General features: G+C 37.2%; 23 protein-coding genes and 2 other annotated features. Of the genes, 1 reads left to right on the top strand and 22 read right to left on the bottom strand.

Features of this window, described 5'->3' with window-relative positions:
* Positions 1-15 precede the first annotated feature (15 nt).
* The 4 genes from HYQ40_09600 to HYQ40_09585 are packed head-to-tail and all read right to left on the bottom strand — an operon-like array spanning position 16 to position 3,515.
* Complete coding sequence (locus tag HYQ40_09600; GenBank protein MBZ6528032.1) at positions 16-795, bottom strand: 4-oxalocrotonate decarboxylase; 780 nt, start codon at positions 793-795, stop codon at positions 16-18.
* Positions 796-804: 9 nt separating this feature from the next.
* Positions 805-1,815 (bottom strand): 4-hydroxy-2-oxovalerate aldolase, encoded by a 1,011-nt coding sequence (gene dmpG, locus HYQ40_09595; protein MBZ6528031.1) that lies wholly within the window; start codon positions 1,813-1,815, stop codon positions 805-807.
* A gap of 1 nt (position 1,816) precedes the next feature.
* The gene (locus HYQ40_09590) at positions 1,817-2,707 is read right to left on the bottom strand and encodes an acetaldehyde dehydrogenase (acetylating) (protein MBZ6528030.1); all 891 of its coding nucleotides are present in this window, start codon (positions 2,705-2,707) and stop codon (positions 1,817-1,819) included.
* Between the two features lie 4 nt (positions 2,708-2,711).
* Complete coding sequence (locus HYQ40_09585) at positions 2,712-3,515, bottom strand: fumarylacetoacetate hydrolase family protein (protein MBZ6528029.1); 804 nt, start codon at positions 3,513-3,515, stop codon at positions 2,712-2,714.
* A 236-nt stretch (positions 3,516-3,751) separates the two neighbouring features.
* Here HYQ40_09585 and HYQ40_09580 point away from each other — a divergent pair, with 236 nt between their 5' ends.
* A complete protein-coding gene (locus HYQ40_09580; GenBank protein MBZ6528028.1) occupies positions 3,752-4,522 on the top strand; it encodes an IclR family transcriptional regulator in 771 nt (256 codons plus the stop codon).
* Positions 4,523-4,668: 146 nt separating this feature from the next.
* Here HYQ40_09580 and rplL read toward each other — a convergent pair whose 3' ends face one another.
* The 18 genes from rplL to HYQ40_09490 form a co-directional block, all read right to left on the bottom strand.
* Positions 4,669-5,043 carry a 50S ribosomal protein L7/L12 gene (gene rplL, locus HYQ40_09575; protein MBZ6528027.1) on the bottom strand — a complete coding sequence of 125 codons (375 nt, stop codon included), beginning with the start codon at positions 5,041-5,043 and terminating at the stop codon, positions 4,669-4,671.
* A gap of 53 nt (positions 5,044-5,096) precedes the next feature.
* Positions 5,097-5,639 carry a 50S ribosomal protein L10 gene (locus HYQ40_09570; GenBank protein MBZ6528026.1) on the bottom strand — a complete coding sequence of 181 codons (543 nt, stop codon included), beginning with the start codon at positions 5,637-5,639 and terminating at the stop codon, positions 5,097-5,099.
* 48 nt (positions 5,640-5,687) lie between these two features.
* Positions 5,688-5,819: a sequence feature (ribosomal protein L10 leader region), on the bottom strand.
* Between the two features lie 90 nt (positions 5,820-5,909).
* Positions 5,910-6,368 carry a hypothetical protein gene (locus HYQ40_09565; protein ID MBZ6528025.1) on the bottom strand — a complete coding sequence of 153 codons (459 nt, stop codon included), beginning with the start codon at positions 6,366-6,368 and terminating at the stop codon, positions 5,910-5,912.
* Between the two features lie 358 nt (positions 6,369-6,726).
* Positions 6,727-7,419 carry a 50S ribosomal protein L1 gene (gene rplA / locus HYQ40_09560; protein ID MBZ6528024.1) on the bottom strand — a complete coding sequence of 231 codons (693 nt, stop codon included), beginning with the start codon at positions 7,417-7,419 and terminating at the stop codon, positions 6,727-6,729.
* Positions 7,420-7,502: 83 nt separating this feature from the next.
* Positions 7,503-7,928, bottom strand: a complete 426-nt coding sequence (rplK, locus tag HYQ40_09555; GenBank protein ID MBZ6528023.1) for a 50S ribosomal protein L11 — start codon at positions 7,926-7,928, stop codon at positions 7,503-7,505.
* A 159-nt stretch (positions 7,929-8,087) separates the two neighbouring features.
* Positions 8,088-9,134, bottom strand: a complete 1,047-nt coding sequence (locus HYQ40_09550; protein ID MBZ6528022.1) for a hypothetical protein — start codon at positions 9,132-9,134, stop codon at positions 8,088-8,090.
* A gap of 143 nt (positions 9,135-9,277) precedes the next feature.
* Positions 9,278-10,087, bottom strand: coding sequence for a hypothetical protein (locus HYQ40_09545; GenBank protein ID MBZ6528021.1), 810 nt, complete (start codon positions 10,085-10,087; stop codon positions 9,278-9,280).
* 38 nt (positions 10,088-10,125) lie between these two features.
* Positions 10,126-10,671: a transcription termination/antitermination protein NusG gene (nusG, locus tag HYQ40_09540; protein MBZ6528020.1), complete on the bottom strand. Its 546-nt coding sequence runs from the start codon at positions 10,669-10,671 to the stop codon at positions 10,126-10,128.
* A 128-nt stretch (positions 10,672-10,799) separates the two neighbouring features.
* Positions 10,800-10,973 (bottom strand): preprotein translocase subunit SecE, encoded by a 174-nt coding sequence (gene secE / locus HYQ40_09535; protein ID MBZ6528019.1) that lies wholly within the window; start codon positions 10,971-10,973, stop codon positions 10,800-10,802.
* Between the two features lie 14 nt (positions 10,974-10,987).
* Positions 10,988-11,140 carry a 50S ribosomal protein L33 gene (gene rpmG / locus HYQ40_09530; GenBank protein MBZ6528018.1) on the bottom strand — a complete coding sequence of 51 codons (153 nt, stop codon included), beginning with the start codon at positions 11,138-11,140 and terminating at the stop codon, positions 10,988-10,990.
* Between the two features lie 116 nt (positions 11,141-11,256).
* Positions 11,257-11,856, bottom strand: a complete 600-nt coding sequence (locus HYQ40_09525) for a sigma-70 family RNA polymerase sigma factor (protein ID MBZ6528017.1) — start codon at positions 11,854-11,856, stop codon at positions 11,257-11,259.
* A 59-nt stretch (positions 11,857-11,915) separates the two neighbouring features.
* The gene (locus tag HYQ40_09520) at positions 11,916-12,449 is read right to left on the bottom strand and encodes an NYN domain-containing protein (protein MBZ6528016.1); all 534 of its coding nucleotides are present in this window, start codon (positions 12,447-12,449) and stop codon (positions 11,916-11,918) included.
* Between the two features lie 11 nt (positions 12,450-12,460).
* Entirely contained in the window at positions 12,461-13,267 is an 807-nt protein-coding gene (gene rlmB, locus HYQ40_09515) for a 23S rRNA (guanosine(2251)-2'-O)-methyltransferase RlmB (GenBank protein ID MBZ6528015.1), read from the bottom strand.
* Between the two features lies 1 nt (position 13,268).
* The gene (locus HYQ40_09510) at positions 13,269-13,673 is read right to left on the bottom strand and encodes a ribonuclease III (protein MBZ6528014.1); all 405 of its coding nucleotides are present in this window, start codon (positions 13,671-13,673) and stop codon (positions 13,269-13,271) included.
* Position 13,674: 1 nt separating this feature from the next.
* On the bottom strand, positions 13,675-15,096 hold the full coding sequence (locus tag HYQ40_09505) for a cysteine--tRNA ligase (GenBank protein MBZ6528013.1): 1,422 nt from the start codon (positions 15,094-15,096) through the stop codon (positions 13,675-13,677).
* Positions 15,097-15,260: 164 nt separating this feature from the next.
* Positions 15,261-16,001, bottom strand: a complete 741-nt coding sequence (locus HYQ40_09500) for a cyclase family protein (protein MBZ6528012.1) — start codon at positions 15,999-16,001, stop codon at positions 15,261-15,263.
* A gap of 4 nt (positions 16,002-16,005) precedes the next feature.
* Positions 16,006-17,166, bottom strand: coding sequence for a 5-methyltetrahydropteroyltriglutamate--homocysteine S-methyltransferase (locus HYQ40_09495; protein MBZ6528011.1), 1,161 nt, complete (start codon positions 17,164-17,166; stop codon positions 16,006-16,008).
* 81 nt (positions 17,167-17,247) lie between these two features.
* Positions 17,248-17,490, bottom strand: a binding site (T-box leader).
* 388 nt (positions 17,491-17,878) lie between these two features.
* A complete protein-coding gene (locus HYQ40_09490) occupies positions 17,879-19,357 on the bottom strand; it encodes a glutamate--tRNA ligase (GenBank protein ID MBZ6528010.1) in 1,479 nt (492 codons plus the stop codon).
* Positions 19,358-19,383: the final 26 nt, after the last annotated feature.

The following is a 19,383-nucleotide window of genomic DNA, read 5'->3' as shown; positions in this document are numbered from 1 at the left end:
TTTTATTTTAAATTATTATTTTATATTTACTTTTATTGTAGGTAAGGTTGTATAGTTTATCTCGACAACATCACCTGGTTGTATTAAGACGGCAGATGTCATTCCGCCAGTCATAATTGGTTCACCTTTTTTAACTATCTGTCCTTGTTCACCTAACATATTGACCAAAGCAACAATTGATTCAGCTGGGTGATCCAAGACATTACGTCCTGCACCCTTAGCGATAACGCTTCCATTTTTAATTATCTCAACTTCTTCATTTGCAAGATCTAATTGATCGACTGGTATCCTCTGATCTGAGAAGATATAACCTTTTGCTGAAGAATTATCCGCAATAACATCACTCAACTGAAAGTCGAAATCTTTATAACGGCTATCAATTATCTCAACGGCACTGAAAACATAAGCAATATTCTTCAATACATCATCACGTGTAACTCCTGGTCCCTCCATATCAGATGCTAATACAATCCCAATCTCTGGTTCGATCTTTGGATGAATGTAATTAGAATGTACAATAACGTCCTCCACTTTCATCGAATCGAATATATACCCATAGATTGGTGTGTCTACACCCATTTGGTCCCACTTAGCCTTCGATGTCAGACCCATTTTCGGGGCAATAACCTTATGGCCATCGATACGCTTAATCTGAATCAGCGCTTCTTGAATATGATAAGCTTGTTCGACCGTTAAATCGGGATACCGATTTTTTGTAAAGCGTTCGATAGCTCGTTTATCCTCTTCTGCTTCAACTAATTCAGATGCGATATCGTGAATTAAATCATTATCCATATACCTCCCCTACTTCTGCTCCTTTGCAAGCTGGCTAGCAACATCTACAATCATATCTTCTTGTCCACCTACCACTCCTATCTTTCCTAATTCATTTAGAATATCTCGTGAATCGACACCGAATTTCTCGGCTGCTCGTTGGGCAAATAGTCTGAAACTTGAGTACACTCCTGCATATCCAAGCATTAAACTATCGCTATCGATGATTTGTTCTTTTTCGATTAATGGAGCCACCAAGTCTTGTGCGACATCCATCATTTTATATAAGTCAATCCCAGTGTTATAGCCTAGTTTATTCAATACGGCTACGAGTACTTCTGTCTGAGTATTTCCTGCCCCTGCCCCCATTGCGCGAGCACTTCCGTCAACGAATGTTGCACCTGCATCAATCGCTGCTAAAGTATTGGCAACAGCAAGCCCTAAGTTATTGTGAGCATGGAACCCTATTTTAATATTTAGGTTATTCGCTAATAGTTGGATACGTTCTGTGACTTGATCAGGTAATAATGCACCGGCCGAATCAGTTACATAGACAATATCTGCACCGTAACTTTCCATTAGTTTCGCTTGTTCAAGTAATTTCTCTGGTGATGCCATATGGGCCATCATGAGGAAGCCTACAACTTCCATGTTAAGTTCTTCTTTAGCGTAGCGAATATGTTGTGCAGAAACATCTGCTTCTGTTGAATGGGTTGCGACACGCACCATGTCTGCTCCCGCTTCTCTGGCTTCTTTTAGATCTTCAACTGTTCCTATTCCAGGTAACAATAGAACGGCAATCTTAGAAAAATCCGAAGCTTCTTTCGCTGCTTTAATTAAGTTGATATCATATTCTTTTGAAAAACCATATTGTACGGACGATCCACCAACACCGTCTCCATGTGATACTTCGATATATGGAACTTTGGCTTCATTCAGCCCTTTAACAATCGATACCACTTGTTCGGTTGTATATTGATGTCGGACAACGTGAGAGCCATCACGAAGCGCTACTTCAACTAGTGTTAAATCTTTACTCATTTTAGGCACCTCCGTTGGCTTGAGTCATTTTTTTAGCGAATGCTTCAGCAAGTCCTACCGCTGAGGCAGTCATTATATCCAAGTTACCTGAGTAGACTGGCAAGTAATCGCCTGCTCCTTCTACTTCGACGAATAGAGTGATTTGATTATCATCAAAGATTGGATCAGTACGTAGACGATACCCTGGTACGATTGCTTGGATTTCTTTCTCACGTTTTCTGATTGCTTCAACAATCTTCTCTTCATCCAATTGGTCCTCTTCAACAATGGCATAAATAGTGTCACGCATTAGAATAGGTGGTTCGGCTGGGTTTAAAATAATAATCGCTTTCCCTTTATCTGCGCCCCCAACTTCTTCGAGTGCTTTAGATGTTGTTTCTGTAAACTCATCAATGTTTGCCCGTGTTCCTGGACCCGCTGAAGCACTTGAAATCGTTGCGACAATTTCAGCATATTTTACTGAAGCCACATCGTTAATTGCTGCTACTAGAGGCGTTGTTGCTTGACCTCCACACGTAATTAAGTTGACGTTTGTTTTATCCAAGTGATCGTTAATGTTCACCGTTGGTGAAGTAAATGGTCCTATTGCAGCTGGTGTTAGGTCAAACATCTGAATCCCTAATTCTTGCGCCACTTTATTGTTATACTCATGTGCTTTCGCTGACGTTGCATCGAATAACATTTTTGGTTTATTCTCAACATCTTTTAGTCCATCAATTCCTGTTGCAATAATTTCTAGACCATTTTCTGCTGCCATTTTCATACCGCGAGACTCTGCATCGATCCCGATCATATGAGTTGGATTTAGTAAATCATTGCGAAGGAGTTTCATCATTAAGTCAGATCCAATATTTCCAGATCCGATGATTCCTACATCAATTTTTTTCGTCATTCTCTTACTCCTTTTCTTCAAAGCGGATACTTACATCCCCCAAGCCTTCAGTGAATTTACATGTGAACTGGTCTGATACTTCAGCGCCAATGGCTGCTGAAAGTGCTCCCGCTAAGATAACCTCCCCAGCTTTTAACTTTATATTAAAGTCACTCAACTTATTAGCCAACCAAGCCACACAATAAGCTGAGTCGCCTAGGACAGCTGAACCGTCACCTTCGTTAATGAGTTCATCGTTTTTAAAGAGTTGCATCTTCACGCCAATTCGATCTAAGTCTTCTGGTTTGAAGTGATTGTCTCCTAATATATAGAAAGCAGACGACCCATTATCAGCAACCGTATCTTGTAGTGTAATTTTCCAATCTTGTACTCGACTATCAACAATTTCGATTGCAGCCACAATAGATTCTGTAGCATTCAGTACGTCTTCCACGTTCACATTCGGCCCCGTCAAGTCTTCTTTCAATATGAAAGCTAACTCTCCTTCGACACGCGGTTGAAGAACTTGATCCGAGTGAATCACCGGCTTGTCTTTTTCAATGACCATGTCAGATAATAAATGACCGTAGTCTGGTTCATCGACTCCTAATGATTCCTGCATCGCTTTAGAAGTTAACCCGATTTTCTTTCCGATAATCGTTTTTCCTGCTTCTAGTTGACGATCCACATTATAGAGTTGTACATAGTATGCTTCTTCTGTCGTTAGGTTAGGCTCTAGCTTTGTCACTGGTTCAACACCTTGATGTTTCTCAAAGGCAGACCAGAGATGATTTGCGAGCGATTTAACTTTTTCGGTATAGTTCGTCATCGATTTATGCTCCTTAGTTATTATTTCGTAACCGCTTACTGTACTTACAGTATATACATTGGTACCGCTTTCTTCATCTCTTTGTTTCTATATATGGAACAATAAGTATTTGTTTTTTAAAATGAAAGCGTTATAATTGATTTATAAACATCCATAGGGAAAATTTATAAGTAATTAATGATAGCGTTATCATTAATTGTGTCTCGGTATGTGAAACAACGAAAGGAGCGCCCTTTTTGACAAAGAATAAAACTGATCAGCTATCATCTGTTACCAATGCTTTACGAATTTTAGAACAGTTCTCTAATACGAAAACGGTCGTATTTGTAAGTCAATTAGCAAAAGATTTAGAATTATCAAAAAGCACGGTTAGTCGGTTAGTCAGAACTTTAGAAAAGCAAAACTTTTTAGCACGTGACCCTCAAAGCCAAGGGTACATATTAGGAAACAAACTATTGACCATTGCAGGTATTTTGGCAAACACCAACGAAATATATCGTGAAGTCGGTCCTGTCTTGAGTGATATCGTTCAAAGAACCAATGAAAGTGCACAAATTGCTGCAATCGATGGAACAGATGTCTTCTATATACATAAGATGAATGGACCGTACTATTCTGACGTGAATACACAAATCGGAATGAAGAACCCTATTCATGCTACAAGTACAGGTAAGGTTCTACTCGCATACTCAGATGAGGAAACAATTGATAAGGCAATCAATCTACCACATTCTGCTTTTACTGAACATACGATTACGAACCCTATTCAATTAAAGAAAGAATTATCAAAAGTTCGAAGTCAAGGTTATAGTTTTAGTGTAGGTGAATTATCAGAAGGCAATTACTCTTTAGCGTTCCCAGTTTGGGATTATAAAGGTAAGGTTGTTTGTGCTCTTTCGATTGTTGGGCCATTAACTCGGATGAATAAAGATAAGTTGAAGGATTTTATGCGTATCTTACGTAATGGCGCCCAAGAAGCTTCAGAACGACTAGGATATGATGGGTAAATAAATAAAGCAACATGCCAGTTAATTTAGAAATCAACTGACATGTTGCTTTTATCTTCTATATAGAAGGTTATATTTATGTACAAAAAAACCAGAAGTGGCTAACACCTCTGGTTTTGTGGGCTTAGAAGTAAAATAATCAAAGATTATTTTACTTCTACAGCTCCTCCAACTTCTTCGATTGCAGCTTTTAATGCTTCTGCATCTTCTTTAGATAATCCTTCTTTAATAACTTTAGGAGCGTTATCTACTAATTCTTTAGCTTCTTTAAGTCCTAAACCAGTTGCTTCACGAACTGCTTTGATAACTTTGATCTTAGCAGATCCAGCAGAAGTTAATTCAACGTCGAATTCTGTTTGCTCTTCAGCAGCAGCTTCACCAGCGCCACCAGCAGCAGCTACAGCTACAGGAGCAGCAGCAGATACACCGAATTCTTCTTCGATTGCTTCTACTAATTCGTTTAATTCTACAACAGTTGCTGCTTTGATATCTTCAATAATTTGTTCAATGTTTAATGCCATGATATGTTTCCTCCATTTTATATGTGTTTTTTTAGTTTATTTATTGTGCTACATTAAGCAGCGTCTTTTGCTTCACCAACAGCTTTAAGCGCATAAGCCATCTTGCGAGCTGGGTTCATCTGTGATAATACTGAAGCTGTATTGCGCATTGGAGCTTCCAGTACAGATAGTAACATAGATAATAGACCTTCGCGACTTGGTAATTTAGATAATGTTTCGATTTCAGCAACTGAAGCAACTGCACCTTCAATTAATCCACCTTTGATTTCTAATTTCTCTAAATCTTTTGCTGCATCAACGATAATTTTAGCTGGGGCAACAACATCTTCAGAATGGAAAGCAATCGCAGTAGGACCAGCGAAAACCTCATCTAAACCTTCAATACCTGCGTCTGCAGCTGCTCTACGTAAAATTGTGTTTTTCACAACTTTCATTTGTACGCCTGCATCACGTAAGTTTTTACGTAATTCTGTTACTTCAGTAACAGTAAGACCTAGATAATCGACAATTACAACACTTGCAGAACTTTTAAGTTCTTCAGTAATGATTGCAACTTCGCTTTGTTTTTGTTCAAGAGTCACTTTTCTTTTTCCCAATTAGTTCACCTCCGTCATTTTGGTATAGAGAGTATTTATTGGTAACTGTGACCAATAAAAAAACCCCCATGTCACCATAGACATAGAGATACATTCCTGTTGTTTATCACTTAGGAACTTCCTCGGTAAGAAATTAAGGCATTCGCCACTTACTGTCTTTGGTCGTTTAACACATAAAGTATCATAATGGATACTCGTTTCATTGTCAACACTTTTTAGGGTTTTTTCCGAAATTAATTTATTTAGTCTTTTATCTTCTATATGTAGGTACTATTCTAAATCTGAAACTGCATTACTTACTTTCGCTTCTAAGTCTGATACACGTTGCTCTGCTTGAGCAAATAAGTTATCTTTTGTTTCTAATTCTGCCTTTAACTTTGATATTGTGCTCTTGTACATCGCTAGATCTGTATTAGCAATTGCTAAGTCTTTACGTAATGATTCTACTGCTTCTTCGGTTTTCACTATATTTTCTTCTTTTTGAGCAATTAATGAATCTTTATCCGCAAGTAAAGCTTCTTGTAAAACGATTTCTTCTTCTAATTTGCTAACTAGCTCTTCTTGCTTATTAAAATTTATTTTCTCTGTCTCAAGCTCCTGCTCTAGTTTTTTAGCTCTTTCTTTACTCCCCGCCACCATGCTAATTAATTTATCGACATTCAATTCTATTGAATCTAGATTATTAAATATGTTCGTTGCAGCATAACTCGTTACTCCACCTGTTAACAATACAGCAATGATTATTATAATTCCATTTTTTTCATTCTTTTCATATATATTCTCCTTTTTTAAAAAGTATTATATTGTTAGTTATATTTATCATATTTTGTCGATGAACAAAAAAATATTTATTTTAAAACTAACGACAAAGGTTATTATATTAATATCGAAATGCCCTGTCATCATTTTTATTTATAATCCAAAATTAATTATTTTTAAATGTTTTTTGATTATCAAACCTTTAAAATTCAATATAAATCATTTTGATGAAAGGGATTAAATAAAATCCTTGCTTTTAAATAATAAAAAAACCCTAGTATGGAATTTAATCCACACTAGGGTTGTTAATTATTTAAGTTAAAACTGATTATTCCATTCCTGGAGCATCAATTTTGATACCAGGTCCAAAAGTAGTAGACAATGTTAAACTTGTCATGTAAGTACCTTTAGCTGAAGCTGGTTTTAAGCGTACGATTTGCTCGTGTAACGCTACAAAGTTTTCTTTTAATTGAGCATCGTCAAATGATACTTTACCGATTGGAACGTTTACGATTCCTGCTTTATCAGCACGGTAGTTTACTTGACCTGCTTTAATATCGTTAACTGCTTTAGTAACATCTTGTGTTACTGTACCAGTTTTAGGGTTAGGCATTAGGCCTTTTGGTCCTAATACTCGACCTAGACGACCAACTTGTCCCATCATGTCAGGCGTAGCAACCATTACGTCGAAATCTAACCAACCACTGTTGATTTTTTCGATCATATCAGTATCACCAACAAAGTCAGCACCTGCTGCTTCTGCTTCTTTAGCTTTCTCTCCAGATGCAATTACTACAACTGTTTGAGTTTTACCAGTACCATGTGGCAATACCATTGCTCCACGGATCTGTTGATCAGCTTTTTTAACATCGATATTTAAGTTGTAAGAAACTTCCATAGTTGCATCAAAGTTCGCAAAGTCGATTTCTTTCGCTAATGCGATTGCTTCGTCTGCGCTATAGAAATTATTGCGGTCTACTTTTTCAAATGCCGCTTGAAATTTTTTGCTTTTCTTAGCCATTTAATTTGTTCCTCCTATATTTGTGGTATTAACGGTAATACCTCCCACACCCGATAGAATACGGGCTGGAAGCTGCGTTATGCTTAGCCCTCTACAGTGATACCCATTGAGCGAGCTGTTCCTTCGATCATGCGCATAGCAGCTTCTACATCTGCTGCGTTTAAGTCTTTCATTTTAATTTCAGCAATTTCTTGTACTTGAGCTTTAGTTACTGAACCTACTTTGTTTTTGTTTGGTTCACCTGAAGCTTTGCTTAAGCCAGCTGCTTTTTTAAGTAAGATTGGAGCTGGTGGTGTTTTAGTAATAAAACTAAATGAACGGTCTTCATACACGTCGATTACTACTGGGATGATCATCCCATTTTGATCTTGTGTTTGAGCGTTAAACTCTTTAGTAAACGCCATGATATTAACTCCCGCTTGACCTAATGCTGGACCAACTGGCGGAGCTGGACTTGCTTGTCCCGCTGGAATTTGTAATTTAACTTGTGTTACGACTTTTTTAGCCACGAAACATTCCTCCTTGTAAAATTTTTTTGTTCGTGATGTGGTTTACGGAGTGAGCTTCACTCCTCCCACTCAGTGTGCGTTCTAGCGCACCGAAATAGTATACCATTATTCAGACTTAATGCAAGTATTTATTGATTTTTTCTTATAAAAACATATTCTCTATTCTTTATTGTGCCAGTTTGCTAATGTTTCTTTCAAAATATCATTACTTTCTTCAAGCGCTACTTGATTTACTTCTTGGTTACCACCCATCGCAATCAATGAGGATGAATTTCCTAAGTATCTTCCCATTGAGAATAAGTGTCCTGCTTCTGGATAGACGTATATTTCGATTTGACTCGCCTGTTCATTAATGAGTTCCCCCATACTTTCTGAATCCCACATTAGGTCGTCTCCACCTGCAAATACAATCCCGTCCCCATCAAAATCTTCTGCTTTAATTCTGGCAGCCTCTAAACTTTCATCATCTGTTCCCTCAATGATGCTTTGATAGATTGGTGTGTACGATACCGGTGTATAGAACATAAATCCAGCAATCATTTTAAAATTTTCCAGTGAACTTCCTTCCATATTACTTAAGTATGGTAATGGCTCTTCTTCATGTGACCATGAACTATCATCTGTATTCAATTGATTTAATGAGAAAAAATTATATGCCGAAGGTGCATATAATATGATGTTATCAATCTCATCATAGACAGTCGCTAAGTTTAACGTTAGTTCTGCTCCCTTTGATGCACCTAAGACTGTGATAGGTCCTTCTGTCTGACTATGGTTGTCATGATAAGTTAAAACATCCCCGAAAAACTCAATAGGAACTTCATGAATAGCCTCCGGCAAATCTCCTATACCAAAAAAGAATAAACTATATACTTCATAACCTTCCTGCGCAATTTGCACAGCTAAGTCATAATTTGACGAACCATCAGATCCTCCAAAGATAATGATAATACCATCTCCTTGAATATCATCTGGCACTAAGTGAAAGCCATTAACGTATCTTTCTTCGATTGTTTCAACGGTCATATTGTCTTGATTTGTCTCGTACAGGGTTAAATTTGACGGATTTACATAGACACTTTCTTCATCTGGAGCAATGTATTCACTGTAACGACTTGAATTAATCCAACGTATCCCAAAGAAAATAATACCAATGATTACTGTAATCATTAGAATTCTCAACACTATTTTGAATAAACGTTTCATGATATTTCCTTCTTTCTTTTAAGAAATACTCAGTTACACTGTTCAGTACCATTTTACCAAAAATGAAAGCGCAAACAAAATAACGCTTATTAATACTTTGTACAAAAAAAGATGGACCTTTATAAGGCCCATCTCGTTTTGAATTATCTATTTTTATTTTCTCTTTCAGCGCGTTGCTCTTTTTGAAGTCGGAACAATTGAACAAACCCAACTGCACTTATAACAAAAATAACAACTGTTATATACATAATCGATACTTCTTTGTGCTCGAAGGATGAAAACGGACTGTGGTTTAAGAATATCCCCACTAACGTCCATAATGCAGCCGGCATAATCATCTCATTACCTAACTTCATATAGTAGTAGGCTGAGAGCGCTACAACAATAATCATCAATGCAACGGTCCAAATAATACCTAATAATCCTGTCAGGTCAACGCCCTGACTGACTGTATAAGTTGTTAAGTTAGCCATACTAGCAACTAATAACCAACCAAAATGCAAGCCCATTGGATATTTTAAATACCATGGATTCTCTCTTAATACGGGTGTTGCACTAATCGCTTCAACGCTTTTCATAATACGCGTTGCATATAATAGAATAACGATAAGTGATGCAAGTAACCATTCGTTACTCCAACAAATGACCCATACAATATTCAAAGCAACCCATTCTACCATACGAGGTAGAATTAATTGACGATAATACATACCGAATTTGTCACCTTTAGGTCTAATAAAGTCGATACTGATTGTTAGACCCATTCCGATATAGATAACGGCCCAAATTGAAAAAGTAATTCCAGCAGGTGCAAATAAGTTCACATATTTATCCGATACTTCAGCTTGAGTTGCTGGCAACATAATGCCTGCCGAACTCAAATAGTTTATCAATAATAATAATATGAAGAATACTGGCACTGCCCATCTATAATATTTATGAAATGAATTCATATAATGCGTACTCCTAACTATCGTAATTTAGTCGCTAGTTATAGTTGTTCTTCTTTAATTTGGTTGAATTCTAGTTCAGCTACTGTCTCACGACCGAACATTTCAATAAGAACTTTAACTTTTTGATGCTCAGCACTCACTTCTTCAACAACCCCTGCAAGACCTGAGAACGCGCCATCTGTAATCTCAACACGATCCCCAACTTTAACATTTAAGTCGATAGGTTCTTTAGGTTGTGCACCGTCACCTAGAATATAAGCAATCTCTTCTTCTAAAAGTGGAGCAGGCTTACTACCAGCACCATGCGAGCCAACAAATCCTGTTACTCCTGGGGTATTACGTACAATAAACCAAGCGTCATCCGACATAACCATCTCTACTAACACATAACCTGGGAATGTTTTTTGTGTTTTAGTTTTTGGCTCGCCGTCTTTCATCTCTGTAACTTCTTGCTCTGGTACAACAACACGGAAGATATTTTCCCCCATTGCCATACTGTCTTTACGTAAATCAATATTTTCTTTAACTTTATTTTCATATCCTGAATAAGTATGTAGAACATACCATGCTTTATTTGATTCCATATTGAACTCCTTTCAAAAAATTCTCAAAATAAAAAACCTACAAAACAGTAGGTTCGTTCCTTGTGTCAAGTATACCATTAATAGTTCAAGGATTACTATAAAAAAACTAGAAATCACTCTCTTTTTACTTAGATACTAAATAACCAATCCATCATTGATGAGAATACTTCATCAGTTAATGCAAAATATGACGCAAAAATAACGACAAAGATAATAACGATCCAAGTAAAGCGATTGACTTCTTTAACTGATGGCCAACTTACTTTTTTCATTTCGTTTCCGACTGATTTAATGTAGTTCATTCTATTCCACCTATCTACTTAGTTTCTTTATGTATTGTATGCTTGTTACAGTATCGACAGAACTTTTTAAGTTCTAGACGAACAGATTGACCCGTTTGTGTCGGTGTCATTTGGTAATTGCGTTGGCCACACTCTGTACATGCCAAAGCTGCATTTCTCTGTGCCATATGCAACCCCTCCTATTATAATTTCGACTTTACATCACAATAAATCATAATGAAAAGTACCTACCATTGTCAAGTACTGATTGCATAAGTTAGAATAATATTCTTGTTTTCATGAGTTAATCAATCGAATATGTATATTTTAACTTCCGTTTACAGCGATCATGCGCACTTTGAACTTGTGTTTCACTAATATCTAACTGCCTTGCTATCTCTTTAGTGCTAGCTCCCTTTAAATAATTTAAGAATACTCTGCGCTCTAAAGATGACAATGAATTTAAAAAAACTTCATGTGCTTCTTTTAAATCAAGTAAATCAGAAGCTGATATATGATAATGATTCTCAATCATATCAAGCATGCTAAACTCATCTTGATTTCGACTATTATAATACTCGAGAGGCAGCTCTCTTATCCCTCCACCACGTTTGTATGCTTGATCGGCGCGACAGAGATTGATGATTCTGTTCTTATATAATAATTTATAGAAGCCTGAAAAACGTTCTTGTTTTGTTGTATCAAACATTTCAATCGCTTCTAGCATTACAATCTGACCTTCTTGATAATAATCTTCAAAATCATAATTTGGAACTTTAATTTGATTAAAGCAACTTTTATATAAGGGTAAATATCGATCTACAACATGTACAAAAATATCTGTATTAAATCCTTTTTTTAATACTACAACCAAATCCTCAATCGTCATTGTCTTCATAGTCACTCTGTATCCTTCCCTTTTTAGAATAGGATGACACAGTGGCAGTTATATTATCGGGGTAATTAGTCCTTTTGGCCTTCTATTTGTTCACGCAATCGGTCAAGTTGCTCAAGATGATCCACATCCCAAGGACTTCGTCTTCGAATGCGTGAATCATAAAAAGTGGTGACGTCGCTTCGAATTTGTGACTTGGCATAATTCACTTCCAAAAGTAACTCATTCGCTGATTGTCTTAACGCGCCTTGTTGAAAGACCATCCACTGCTCAGCAGCATCGCTTGTTGCGACAACGACACGCGTTAATGCGTTGATATGTTCCTTTACCGTCCGTTCAATGTAACTATCCGCTGTTTCTCCTTCTTGCGTGAAGACAACAGTTACATTAAATTCCTCAAAAGTCGATGTAAGTCCCGGTACAAATTGTGCATCAAATACAACAATCACTTCAATGTCTCGGTACTTACGATAATTCGAAAGTTCAAATAATAACAAATCTCTTGCACCTTGAATTTCATCACGTTTCTTCAACTGATCTAATTCAGGCCACGCACCAATCATGTTATATCCATCTACAAAGAGGACTTCTTTCCTGCGCATATTATCGCTCCTTACATCTTTGGTATACGATGTCTGGCAACTTCATAAACGAGCACAGCAGTTGCTACACTGGCGTTTAAGCTTTGCACATGTCCAACCATTGGGATAGTCACTGTACCATCTGCATTTTTCAAAATGTTTTGTGATACGCCTTGCCCTTCGTTACCAATTACAAGAGCAATCGCTCCTTCACTATTCCACGTTCGCATATCTTCACCTTCCATTGCTGTGGCGAAAATCCAAACACCGCGTTCTTTTAACTCAGTAATGGCTTGTGATAAGTTGGTTACACGAATAACTGGGACGTGTTCAATAGCTCCTGTCGATGTTTTTGCTACCACACCTGTAATACCAACCGCACGACGTTTTGGAATGATGATCCCATGAACACCTGCCGCATCGGCAGTTCGAATGATTGAACCTAAGTTATGTGGATCTTCTATCCCATCTAAGATTAGGAAGAAGGGTGTTACACCTTGCGACTCAGCTAATTGAAACGCATCATTAATCGTTGAATAATCAAATGGTGGTACAGTGGCAACAACACCTTGGTGATTCGCATTATCTGTCATATCATCTAATTTCGATTTTGGAACTTCTTGGAATACAATGCCTTGTTGTTTCACTAGTTTTAATATATCAGTAATAGCAGGCCCAGCTATTCCCTTTTGCAGAAATACTTTATTTACTTGCGATTCTGACTCTAATAAATTGATTATAACGTGTTTTCCATACTGAAATTCGGAATCCTGTGATATTTCTTCGTTATTCCGCGTTTTTTTGGGGTCCTTATTTTTTCTATGTGGTTTCGCTGACATATTATCCCTCCTGGTTCTCCTCGATATATTCTACAGCTGCCTGTAATAACTCTTGAAGTCGTTCTTGTTTACGACTCATGTGTAGCCATCCAACTAATGACTCAAAGCCGGTTGCTTGACGGTAGTCGCCTATTGATGCACTTTTAGCTTTTGTATTAGCCTTATTGTTACGACCGCGTTTGTACATTGTTATCTCTTCTTGAGTTAAAAAATCATCAAAAGATAACCAATGTTGCATAACCCTTGCTTGGCCACGCGCTTCAACGAATTTTACCGCCGCTTTATGTAATTTATTAGGACTTGTCTCACCTTTACTCAAGACATAGTCACGGACAAATACTTCGTAAACTGCATCTCCGATATAAGCTAAAGCTGCCCCATTTAATAAGTTTGCTTTTTCATTCATATTAATTCTCTCGTTTCCATTGTGTACCATGCGGCGTATCATCTAGTAGTATTCCTTGTGCTTTCAATTCATCACGAATTTCATCTGCACGTTGGAAATTACGATCTACTCGGGCTTGGTTACGTTCATCGATTAAAGCTTGAATTGTTTGGTCAACTAATTCATCTTTTTCAAGAACTAAACCAAAAATACTTAATAATCCATTTAATTTATCTTTCATCTCAATTAGAACTGCTTTTTCAACGGTTTCTTCTTCAAGATAGTGATTTATCACTTTAACCAGTTCAAACACAGCGGTCATACCATTAGCAGCGTTGAAATCATCATCCATTGCTACTTTAAATGCTTCTTCAATCTTGTTTACACGCTCTATCCAGCTAGTGTCTATACTATCCACTGTTTCTTCCAATTGATTAATACGGTAGCTTGTACGTCGTAGTACTTCGCGCAAACGAGCAATGTTGTTCTTCGCATCTTCTAATGCCGCATCATCATACTTTAAAGGTCTACGGTAGTGGACCGTACCTAATAGGTAACGCACTACCATTGGATCAACCGCATTGATTAAATCTCTAAGTAATACGAAGTTACCTAAGGATTTACTCATCTTCTCTTCATCTTGACCAAAAGTTACAAATCCATTATGTAACCAATAATTCGCAAATTTCTGATCATAATGACTTTCTGATTGAGCTATCTCATTCTCGTGATGAGGGAATTCTAAGTCTTGCCCCCCTGCATGAATATCCAATGTCTCACCTAAGTGCTTTGTTGCCATAACTGAACATTCAATATGCCAACCCGGACGTCCTTCTCCCCATGGAGATGACCAGCTAATTTCGCCATCTTTCGCTTTCTTCCATAGAGCAAAGTCGATTGGGTTCTCTTTACGATCTAGCTCTTCTTGATTCGTACGGTCACTTGCACCAACACGCAATTCATCTAAAGACATGTGCGAAAGCTCTCCGTATTTTTCAAAAGAATCAGTACGGAAATATACGTCTCCGTCCGCTTCATAAGCATGCCCTTTTTCAATTAAACGCTTGTTGAAATCAACTATCTCTTGAATATGGTCCATTACACGGGGATATTTATTGGCAGGTTTAATATTAATTGCGCCTGTATCTTCCATAAATGCTTCAATATATTTGTCTGCCACCTCTTTAGGTGTCATGCCTTCTTCTTTTGCTGCTTTAATAATTTTATCATCGACGTCGGTAAAGTTTGATACATAGTTGACCGTATATCCACGGTACTCAAGATAACGACGAATGGTATCGAATGCAACACTACTTCGTGCATTCCCAATATGAATATAATTATATACAGTAGGTCCACAAACATAAAAAGTCACTTCATTCTCTTGTTGTGGTGTAAATATTTCTTTCTGTCTAGTTAATGTATTATATAATTGGATACTCATTGTTATTGACTCCTTTATTTAATGTATTCATATCTTATCATAATTGCCGACGTTTACCTATGGAGAGTATAATGAAGTTTCTTGATGTTTAAACATTTTACTTATGCAAAAACCACCACATAAACAGGTTCGTTTAGTGGTGGTTAAGCAATCATATTTCTATCTTATTTATTAGGTATTAAAGCAAATACACGAACACTAAAACCGGGTGAATCGACCACATTAACGGGCGCAACAATAATCACTCCACCTTGTGTAGGTAATGCATGTAAATTATTCATCACTTCAACTTGATACTTATCTTGGGCTAGCCAATAGTATTCAGCAGCAAGTGCATTCGTTCGAGCATAATCAACGCCACTATCTGTATCTAAGGTTTCATGACCAACCGCTGTCACTTTACATTCTTTATGTAGATACTCCAAAGCTTCAACCGACCAACCCGGTGTATGACTTACCCCTGCATCGTCCTTATTATAGAATGCATCATGGTCATCCCAACGTTTTGACCATCCACTAGAAAAGGCTACGAAGCTTCCTTCTGGAATTGATCCATGAACACGTTCATACTCTTTAATATCCGACGTACTCACTGTAAAATCATGATTCTTTTCTACTTTATCTTCAAAGTGTAAGACATACAAAGGTAGAATTAGTTCATCCATCGTTAATTCATCTAACGTTCTCTTACCAGTAGCAAAGTGAATGGGCGCATCGATATGTGTGCCATATTGAGTGGGGATCGTATATTCTTTTGCATAAAATCCATCAGGGTCAATATTAAATAAGATATTCTCACTTAATATCTCAAATGATGAGAATCTTGGAATCAGATTCGTCACTTGATGGCTTAAATCAACACGTGTTGCGTTCAATAACAAATGAGCTAAATCATTTTGAGTCATATACTTACCCCCATACTTCCTCTGCAACAGATTGGACTAACTTAATCTTCTCCCATTGCTCTTCTTCTGTTAAGATATTCCCTTCTTCAGTTGAAGCAAAACCACACTGTGGACTTAGACATAGTCGATCTAACGGAACATATTCTGCTGCTTCATGAATACGATCAATTAGTGTCTGACGGTCTTCTAACACCCCGTCTTTTGATGTAACTAATCCTAAAACTACCACTTTATCGTCTGAGATATGCGCTAATGGTTCAAACCCTCCAGCACGATCTGTATCATACTCTAAGAAATAAGCTTGATAGTTCCCTCGATCGAATAAAGGAGTTGCTACTTCATTATATGCTCCTTCAGTTGCCCAATCTGAATGATAGTTTCCTCTACATACATGAGTATTAATAACTAAGTCTTCGGGTGCTCCCTCGAGAGCCAAATTGTTTACTGTAATATATAATTCTTTTAATTTTTCACGTGTTTGAGCTTTTTCAGCTTCTTCTTTATTTTCACTGTTTAACTGATCTTTTGTTGCGATTCCTTCAGGATTCTCTGACACTATCGTTCCCCAAGTACAATCATCTAATTGAATTGTCCGAGCTCCCGCTTCATATAATTCTTGGATTACTTGTTGGTATGCTTTAGCAATAGCCTCAACTAAAGCATCATTCGTTGGGTAAAATTCACGGGTTGAAGCTAAGTTTTCTGGTCGGTGCAATTCTGCAATAAATTGTGCGGGTGCTGGGAATGTTTGTTTAACTTCAATTCCTTCAGATACATGATCACGAACAAACTTAAATTCTTCAACAAAGGGATGATTCTCTCCTGAGATAGGCCCCGATAAACGTGCTGTCTCTGCTCGAGTATACTCTCCATGGAATTGGTAACCACCATCTTCAACTTTCTCAACACCATTTAATCCCCAAAAGAAATCTAGATGCCACCAACTGCGACGAAACTCCCCATCTGTAACGGCTTTAAGTCCGACTGCTTCTTGTTTTTGAATCAGTTCTAAAATTACTTTATCCTCAACTGCCTTTAAATCTTCTTTCGTAATTTCTCCATCTGAAAACTGTGCTCTTGCATCCTTTAGTTCTGCTGGTCTCAAGTAACTTCCTACCACATCATAGCGAAATGGTGAACGTGTGCGTTTTGTTAATGTTGTCATGTTAATTCCTCCTAGTATTTTAAAGTATTTAATCAAAGAACTTAGGGTAACAAAAAAAATCCGCCCCTCTGCTTTTAAAAGCAAAGGGACGGATTATCCGTGTTACCACCCTAATTCACAATTGCTTTACAACAATTGCCTCAACAATGCCAGATTCTGATTTAGAATCTGAGATTCGGCAATATAACGGTTGCACCCGTCTAGATAGCGTTAACCATCTAACCACTTAGAGCTCATCTTCTTTATCTTTAACTAGACCCTTTCTCACCTACCGGGCTCTCTTTACTAGTCATTAACAAGTACTCTTCTCTTCATTGTGTTTAATTCGTGATGTCTTGATTAATATTTGATTATAATTTACACCTTAAATAAGAATGTGTCAAGTTAATTCTTTTTATTATCTCATAATTGCGTTAGAAAGAGTGTTCTTAATATTTCCGTGACGGCAGTAAATTTATTGTTGTCACTGGAACACCTTCAGCTACTTATAAAAATAATACTGCATTTATGTAAGGGAGATTACATATTGAATCTGTAACTCGCTACCGCTTGTGCAAATTCTAATGCGGTAAATCGTCCTTCTTAATGGCACATGAAATCACCTTAGAAGCGAATAGTGACGTACGGAATAAGCAGATAAACTACTTTCATTATTCAAAATTTCTATATTAAAAAAGACCCGAAAAATCGGGCCTCCCATTTAAAAATCTTATTAATTCATTTGAGCTTTAACTTGTTTGATATGGTTTAATGCTTTTTCTTTACCTAAAACTTCAATAACACTTGGTAAATCTGGTCCATGCATTTGTCCACTTACCGCAATACGGATAGGCATAAATAATTTACGGCCTTTAATACCCGTTTCTTTTTGAATTTCTTTCGTTAATGGTTTAATGTTTTCTGACACAAACTCAGTGTCTGATAAACCTTCTAATTTCTCAGCCATCGCATCAATCACAACAGTCGCTGTATCTTGGCTTAACTCTTCTTTAGACGCATCATCAATATGTAAGTCTTCATTGAAGAATAAGTTAGATAAGTCAACGATTTGTGCTCCATATGACATTTCATCGTGGTATAGGCTTACTAATTTACGAGCCCATTCAATTTCTTTCTTGTCAGGCTCACCATCAATTAATCCTGCTTCTTGCAAGTGAGGTAATGATAAATCAACAATTTCGTCTAAGCTTGCAGCTTTAACATATGTGTTGTTGATCCACTCTAATTTCTTAGCATCAAAAGCAGCAGGTGACGTTGATAAACGATCAACATCAAAAATATTAATAAATTCTTCTTTAGAGAAGATTTCATCTTCGCCTTTTGGTGACCAACCTAACAATGTAATAAAGTTAAACATTGCTTCTGGTAAGTAACCTAAACGACGATATTGTTCGATGAATTGTAAGATTCCACCGTCACGTTTACTTAATTTTTTGTTTGTTTCACTATTAACAATTAAAGTCATGTGACCAAACTCTGGGTAGTTCCAACCAAATGCATCATAAATCATCATTTGTTTTGGTGTATTAGCAATATGATCATCTCCACGTAAAACGTGTGAAATTTCCATAAAATGATCATCGACGGCTACAGCAAAGTTATACGTTGGCATACCATCTTTCTTTTGAATAACCCAGTCACCTGAGATGTTCTTCGACTCAAAGCTTACTTTCCCTTTAACCATATCTTCAAATTCATAGACTTGATTTGCTGGGACACGGAAGCGTATTGCTGGAACGCGTCCTTCTGCTTCAAACGCTTCGCGTTCTTCTTGAGTTAAGTGAGCATGTTGTCCACCATAATGTGGCATCTCTCCTCGTGCTCGTTGTGCTTCACGTTCAACTTCCAATTCTTCTTCTGACATATAGCATTTATAGGCTTTGTCTTCTTCAAGTAATTGGTCAATGAGTGGTTGGTAAATATCTAGTCGTTCAGACTGACGGTACGGTCCATATTCTCCAGGATTCATCGGTGACTCATCCCAATCAATACCTAACCAACTTAAGTTATCTAATTGGCTAGCTTCTCCATATTCTAAGTTACGGCGAGTATCCGTATCTTCCGTTCTAATTATAAACTCTCCCCCATTGTGGCGAGCAAATAAATAATTGAATAACGCAGTACGCGCATTCCCAATATGTAATTCCCCTGTAGGGCTTGGTGCATATCTTACACGAATTTTAGAACTCATTCGATTCTATCTCCTTTTATATTTAA

The organism is Aerococcaceae bacterium DSM 111021 (assembly GCA_020112395.1).
Lineage (GTDB): Bacteria > Bacillota > Bacilli > Lactobacillales > Aerococcaceae > Ruoffia.
Note: the sequence above shows the minus strand (reverse complement) of the source record. Positions and strands in the feature narration are given on the sequence as shown.